Source organism: Oleiphilus sp. HI0125 (genome assembly GCF_001635355.1).
In genome coordinates this window covers 1-6,052 of record NZ_LWGF01000244.1, presented here as the reverse complement: position 1 = coordinate 6,052, position 6,052 = coordinate 1, and the positions used below count along the sequence as shown (strand labels likewise).

The 6,052-nt window shown below is 44.7% G+C and carries 7 protein-coding genes and 1 pseudogene; 1 reads left to right on the top strand and 7 read right to left on the bottom strand.

The window, feature by feature from the left end; genetic code table 11:
• Window positions 1-203: pseudogene (locus A3762_RS03655) on the bottom strand (hypothetical protein); the annotation flags it as partial.
• Between the two features lie 154 nt (window positions 204-357).
• Window positions 358-1,266, bottom strand: a complete 909-nt coding sequence (locus tag A3762_RS03650; protein ID WP_068754141.1) for a permease — start codon at window positions 1,264-1,266, stop codon at window positions 358-360.
• A gap of 59 nt (window positions 1,267-1,325) precedes the next feature.
• Between A3762_RS03650 and A3762_RS03645 the strand changes: the two genes are divergently transcribed.
• Window positions 1,326-1,667, top strand: a complete 342-nt coding sequence (locus tag A3762_RS03645; protein ID WP_369820657.1) for an ArsR/SmtB family transcription factor — start codon at window positions 1,326-1,328, stop codon at window positions 1,665-1,667.
• Window positions 1,668-1,671: 4 nt separating this feature from the next.
• Here A3762_RS03645 and A3762_RS03640 read toward each other — a convergent pair whose 3' ends face one another.
• The 5 genes from A3762_RS03640 to A3762_RS03620 form a co-directional block, all read right to left on the bottom strand.
• Window positions 1,672-2,151 carry a DM13 domain-containing protein gene (locus A3762_RS03640; protein WP_068754139.1) on the bottom strand — a complete coding sequence of 160 codons (480 nt, stop codon included), beginning with the start codon at window positions 2,149-2,151 and terminating at the stop codon, window positions 1,672-1,674.
• Between the two features lie 67 nt (window positions 2,152-2,218).
• Window positions 2,219-3,919: an aminotransferase class III-fold pyridoxal phosphate-dependent enzyme gene (locus A3762_RS03635; RefSeq protein WP_068754137.1), complete on the bottom strand. Its 1,701-nt coding sequence runs from the start codon at window positions 3,917-3,919 to the stop codon at window positions 2,219-2,221.
• Between the two features lie 42 nt (window positions 3,920-3,961).
• Window positions 3,962-4,645 carry a hypothetical protein gene (locus A3762_RS03630; protein WP_197469000.1) on the bottom strand — a complete coding sequence of 228 codons (684 nt, stop codon included), beginning with the start codon at window positions 4,643-4,645 and terminating at the stop codon, window positions 3,962-3,964.
• On the bottom strand, window positions 4,642-5,559 hold the full coding sequence (asd, locus tag A3762_RS03625) for an archaetidylserine decarboxylase (RefSeq protein ID WP_068754135.1): 918 nt from the start codon (window positions 5,557-5,559) through the stop codon (window positions 4,642-4,644). Before asd ends, A3762_RS03630 begins: the two co-directional genes overlap by 4 nt.
• 99 nt (window positions 5,560-5,658) lie before the next feature.
• Window positions 5,659-6,052: phosphatase PAP2 family protein (locus A3762_RS03620; protein ID WP_156493195.1), on the bottom strand; the 394-nt coding region annotated here is incomplete at its 5' end.

Sequence of the window (6,052 nt, the reverse complement as noted above, 5' to 3'; positions counted from 1 at the left end):
GGGTAGTATTCCAGCTCCACTTGTATGTCTTGCGTTTTAAATGCTTCGCTAACGATGTGCGCCACGACATCGCCGTGTTTGAGGTTTTGTGACTGGAATGGCAGCCATTCGCCACTGCTTAACACAACGGTCTGTTGGGCTTTTAATATTGCACTGGCTAATAGTAAAAATAGCCCAATGAGTTTGTATTTATTTTTATTCATCTGGGTGTATCTTTTTGAATTGTGTTAACTAAATTAGATTAATCGAGTACGTATAACAACATCTAAATAGTTGATTTAGAAGATCGCTTTGAAGACGATTAGCAGGTAGGAAGAATGAAAGTGCCGCAGCTAAGCGATACGGCACTTAATTTTGCTAGAACAGAATGTTGTATAAGAAACCTGCTGCAATCGCCATTGATAAAATGACGAATAGGAACGCAGCGATCAGCTGATTTTTAAACAATGATTTCAGTAAGATAACTTCGGTAAGACTTGCTCCCGCACTACCAATAATCAATGCCATAACTGCGCCAAGCGCCATGCCTTTTTCAACCAATACTGCACTCAATGGGATAACGGCTTCTGCGCGAATATATAGGGGAATACCGATCACAGCAGACACAGGAATTGCCCAAGGGTTTTCTTTGTTCGCAACAGAGCTTAGGAATTCAGTAGGCATAAATCCGTATATCAACGCGCCCAATGCAATGCCTCCAAATAAGTACGGTGCAACTTGTTTAAAGTCCCTCCAAGTTGAGTCCCATATTGCTTTCCATTTATTGATAGGTGCTTTGGAGCCACATCCACTTCCGCAAGTTTTAGCGGGTTCCACATAAGCTTCTGGTTTTACGAAGCGTTCAAACCCCAGTTTTTCAAGCAGAAAACCTGCAATAACGGATACACCCATCGCGATAATGAAGTAAAAAATAGTGACTTTTATGCCAAAGGTGATCGCAAACAAGCCAATGATAATGGGGTTTAAGAGTGGGCTTGAGAACAGGAACACCATCATGGTGCCAAAGCCCGCATTTGCGCGTAACAAACCCTTCAAAAATGGAATGGTAGAGCAGGAGCAAAATGGTGTGATCGCACCGAGAAGGCTAGCGACAAAATAGCCTTTTCCGTTCTTACTACTAAGAATGGCTTGAATCTTCTGAGGTGGAATACGTTCTTGTAAAACACCAACGCCATAACTAATCAGCAAGAATAAAACAGTGAGCTCAACAGCGAGAAAAGCAAACATGCCTAAGCTTTCTCGCAGCATATCTAGTGTAAAGGTCATAATACTTCTCCATTAAATCTATATTTCTAGAATAATCGAAATATAATGGTGTAATTTGAGTGCGTCAAGATATTTCTGGTAATATCGAAATATTATTTCGTTTGGTTGAATACAGTATGGACTTAGATAAAGCTGCAAAGGCACTAAAAGAACTAGGGCACCCAATTCGCTTGGCGATATATAAACGATTAGTGAAGGGCGGAGAGGCTGGTGTTCCGGTTGGTGTACTAAAAGATGAGCTAGATGTTCCTGGGTCAACGCTAACGCATCACATCAGCGGTTTGGCCTCTGCTGGCTTGATCGTTCAACGAAGAGAAGGGCGAACGCTATATTGTGTCGCCCAGTATGCGGAGTTGGATGGCTTGATTACCTTCTTACAAGAGGAATGTTGTCAGGGCTAAGTGGCTACTCGCGATATTTTGCAGCGGTAATAAATTCCCCAAAGCTCTCGCACCACACCAAAACTGTGGTGTAGTCCTCAAGTACTACACCACTAGGAATATCCGCGATGAATCCGTCAAAGGTTTTGATGTCTGCTAGTTGAGGAGAGTTGTCTTTAATCGCCTCAAATTCGGCTTCGGTTTCAACAAATTCTTTCGTTAGATAAAGCTTGTAGTCGGGGCCGGGGGCGAGCTCTCCTTGAAAAGTGATGGTTGTAGGAGACAGTGAAACGTCGCCATCCCCCCAGTGAAAACTATCACTGCCTTTTAGTTCGCGTACAAAGGTAGCGGTGTAGCTAGCCGATTTGCTCGACTCAACAAGTTCTGCTTCTGAGGGAGTCGGTGGGGCAGTTAAAATTGGCAAGAAATAAATGCCTAAGCCGAAGCCAACGCCACCAACAATGATGTGGGTGACGAGCAAAATGGGGATGAGTGCTTTTTTCATAGTTGGTCCGAATAAATCATTGAGAATCGTCTAGACGATATAAACCCTAAATCTTCAGACTTTTATTCTAGCTTAAGTTCGCCAATTTAGATTTAGCGCTCAGCTTGGTTTTCACTAGCTCTCTTAATACATCACGCTTGATTGATTTATTAGTGAGTGCCGGAGCTTGCCACCACCAACCGGCATGTTGCATGGCGATTCCTGCCGCAACCATGCGTTTGATGACGGTTTCGAATTCCTCATCACTGTAATTATGACTAAAGATAAAGCGTCCCGTGCCAATCCAAGGTAGTAGCAAACCTTCCGCTCTTAGATAGTATTGATACATCCAGTTGTAACGACTTGCTTGCGTGTACATCGGCACAAATACAGAAGCCATGTTGGCGACTTTTATCGGAATACCCGCTTCTTGAAACACTTCGTTCATTACGCGCGCTCGGGTATTCCATTGTTTGTCTAAGCGCTCTGGTTCGATCAAGTACTTCGGCTGTTCTATGCGTTTTAGAAAAGCATTCATGGCGCCCATGACATATGGGTGTGCGTTGAAGGTCCCTCGCGCAAAACATATATCCGTCGGCTTGTGTTCTTTATAGCGTTTCATTAGCTCTGCTTTGCCGCATACGACGCCAACGGGCAAACCGCCACCGAGTGTTTTTCCGTAGGTGACCATATCTGCTTGGACGCCAAAATACTCTTGAGCGCCACCTTTCGCTAAGCGAAACCCAAGAAATACCTCGTCCATGATCATGACTATGTTTTTCTTGGTGCAGATCTCACGAAGCGCTTTCAGCCATGCTCTGTAGGCTTCTTTATCAAAATGCGCTGAGCGGTCGCTAGCTATCAGCATCGAATCGCTACTGCTCCCGCCATTTGGATTGAGCGCTTGCAGCGGATTAACTAAGACGCAGGCTATGTCTTTTCGTGTTTTAAGTACCCTGAGCGTGTCGTTAGACATTTCTTTTAAGGTATACACATCGTGCACTTTTCGTGGATTGCCTATGCCGGGTTGAACCCCGTCCCACCAACCGTGGTAAGCACCGCAAAAAACAACGGTTCGTTTCTTACCTGTGTGGTAATGCGCGAGACGAACTGCTTGCATTACGGCTTCAGTACCCGACATATGATAAGACACTTCGTCTAATCCGGAGATGTCTTTGAGCTTATCGGTATTGTTGATGATTAAGGGATGATATGGGCCAAGCGCTGGGCCAAGTTCGCGTGTTTGAGCGATTCCTTCGTCCATGCATTCTTTGTAGAAATCGTAACCGTACAGATTAACGCCGTAAGCACCTGTTAAGTCATAACTCCAGTTGCCGTCTAAGTCGCGAATCTGCGTACCGCTCGTTGTATCGGCCATCAGACCGATAGGCATCTCATTATGCATAAAAGCACGAAACTGAAATGGCACGCGATAACGGTTAGTGAAATCGACATCCGATAACTTTCCTTCCAGTTTTTTGCTTGCAGCGATTGAGTTAGGAGATAGACGTGTTAATCGCTCTTTAAGATCGTTAAAACTGGCTTGGCGTTGTGCTGCAATATGCTCCGGCGCATTGTCACAATTAAAGACTCTAGCGTCGTTATATCGATAGTACGGGAGAAGTTTAGCTACCTGCTTTGACATCTTTGCGTGCCCAAGTAGAGACGGGTGCTTTGCTTTGGATAATTGCAGACGGATTGCAATGCGATAGAGCAAGTAGATAATCACTAATGCAATCATTAGCAGCACAAATTGCTCGTGATTCAATGAGCTTGTATGTTCAGTCATTTTTGCTTACCTCTCTATCGCATTTTGAAAAGATCTAAAGCCTTAGCTTCGAGCATCGCACTCTTGATCTATTTCGTCTGGATTACTTGATACGGCGTGGGTCATTGGGTCCATTAGCTGACCGCGCATTAGATAAATCGGAGACTTCATGTAGATTTTGAAGTCATGGAAAGGATCGGTAAGAATTTTCACGCACCATGCTATGCCGGTTTTTACATCACGAATAAAAAATAAATGGAAGGTCCTAAAGAGCAGGGCTGTGACGCCTAAAACTAGCCATGCGATGGCCATGTTATTCAGAAAACCATTGAAGTCAGTGTAGGCGGTCATCGTGCCGAAAAGCGTTGGGTCAAAGTACAGTGCAATTGGAATCGCTGCCCAGATGCCGTGAAGTACGCGTTTACGGTCTAAGTTGTAACCCACTTTGATTTCTTCTTTGTGTTCATGGGTAGCTTTGTTGATGTGGTCATAATCGCGAGGTTCAAAAAAGAAATGGCCACTTTGACGTGACACCATGCCGATCCCCCAGCCAATCAGCGCTGCCACACCTGGGTTGATAAAGAGCATCACATAAGCCGTTAGAAAACTAATTGAGCTAATAAAGTGCAATGTTTGGTTTATGCGGCTTTGATGATAATAGCGATGATCGTCCCATCGAAGTTCATTCAACTCGGCGAAGAAAGACGCGACGGCACCTTGCGGCGTAGGCTGGTTCATTGGGTTCATGACATTTGACCTGTAGATGGTTGAGCGTGAAAGTGATTTGGGCGCATTAGCGCTTGCCCCATGCGAATAATCTGCCCTTCTTCCATGTCTGGCATGAAGGTGAAATGCTTACTGGTGAGCATGACAATTGTTGAGCCATGCTCGAAATTTCCTAGGCGTTCTCCACGTGTGAAGTGCCGCTCGAAAGGAATGTTGTTCGCTCCTTTGCATTGCAGCGCTAAAGGGAAATCTAAATGTGAAAAACGCATGCTTGAGACCAGAATGGCTGCGATCGGAACTAATGCTATTCGAGCATGTGTATCTTCAGGGGTGAGCTCGATGACAGCGCGTTCGTTTTTACAGAACAATTTTTCGATGCGCCTAAGTGTGGGTGGGTTGACGTTCCATGTGTCCCCAGAAATGTAATGGATGCTCGATGTATCGCAATCTATTGGCGCGTGCATGTGATGATACATGCTCGATTTGAGGCGCAAGGTGATGTAATGGCCATCACGATAGGGTGCAAGATCAATCACGCCTTGAGTTAACTCGTTTAGTGAATAAGGCATTCCTTTGATTTGGAGTAACTCTAGGTTTTTTAGCTTTCCGTGCGCCCCGATTACAGCGTCACAAGGGCTGGTGATCAGTGTTTTGTCTTCGGGGAATGGGCGTGTCTCGGGCCGTAATGTTCGTGTAAAGCATTCATGCAGACTTTTGAAGTGTTGCTGATTGGCTTCGTGTAAGCGCATATCATCACTCGCAAATTGCCATAGCTTAAGTGCGACTTTAACGAATAAAGGGTTTTCTATCTTGCTTAGTCGTCGCATCAAGCGTGTGCTCGCTGCGCGTGGAATGTAATTGGTTAGCCAAAAGTTAAGCGTTTCTATCAGAGAGAACGTTTTAACGTTCTTTGTATGGGTGAGTTCGTTTTGCATGGGCTTAATGTAGGTGTCAAAAAAGACAGCTACATGAACGATTTACTACATTATTGTGACGCTAGGTATTTTGAAAAACAGGGATTGTGAAAAAAGGGCTTATGAAAAACTAAGCGGCAACATGAGTAGTAAACACCCGTATCCAGCTAAACCCAAAGCAAGGCCTAGTATGGCTCCGACTAATACATCGCTTGGGTAATGCAAGCCAAGTACTGGTCGAGACAATGCAATCAAAGCAGTGAAAATCCAAAGCGGGGTGCCCAATGCTGGATAGGTGAGCGCTAAGATTGTCGTAAAACTTATGGCATGGAGTGTATGTCCAGAAGGGAAGCTATAGCGATCGAGCGTGGCACAAACTTGAAAAATATGGGTGTAAGAAATGAATGGCCGTTCGCGCACCCATGTTTTTTTAAGTGTTTTATAAAGTAAAACACCTATCAAACCTGTGATGATGTAAGTGACCAATACGGGAAGCGCATTGAGTCCATCAATG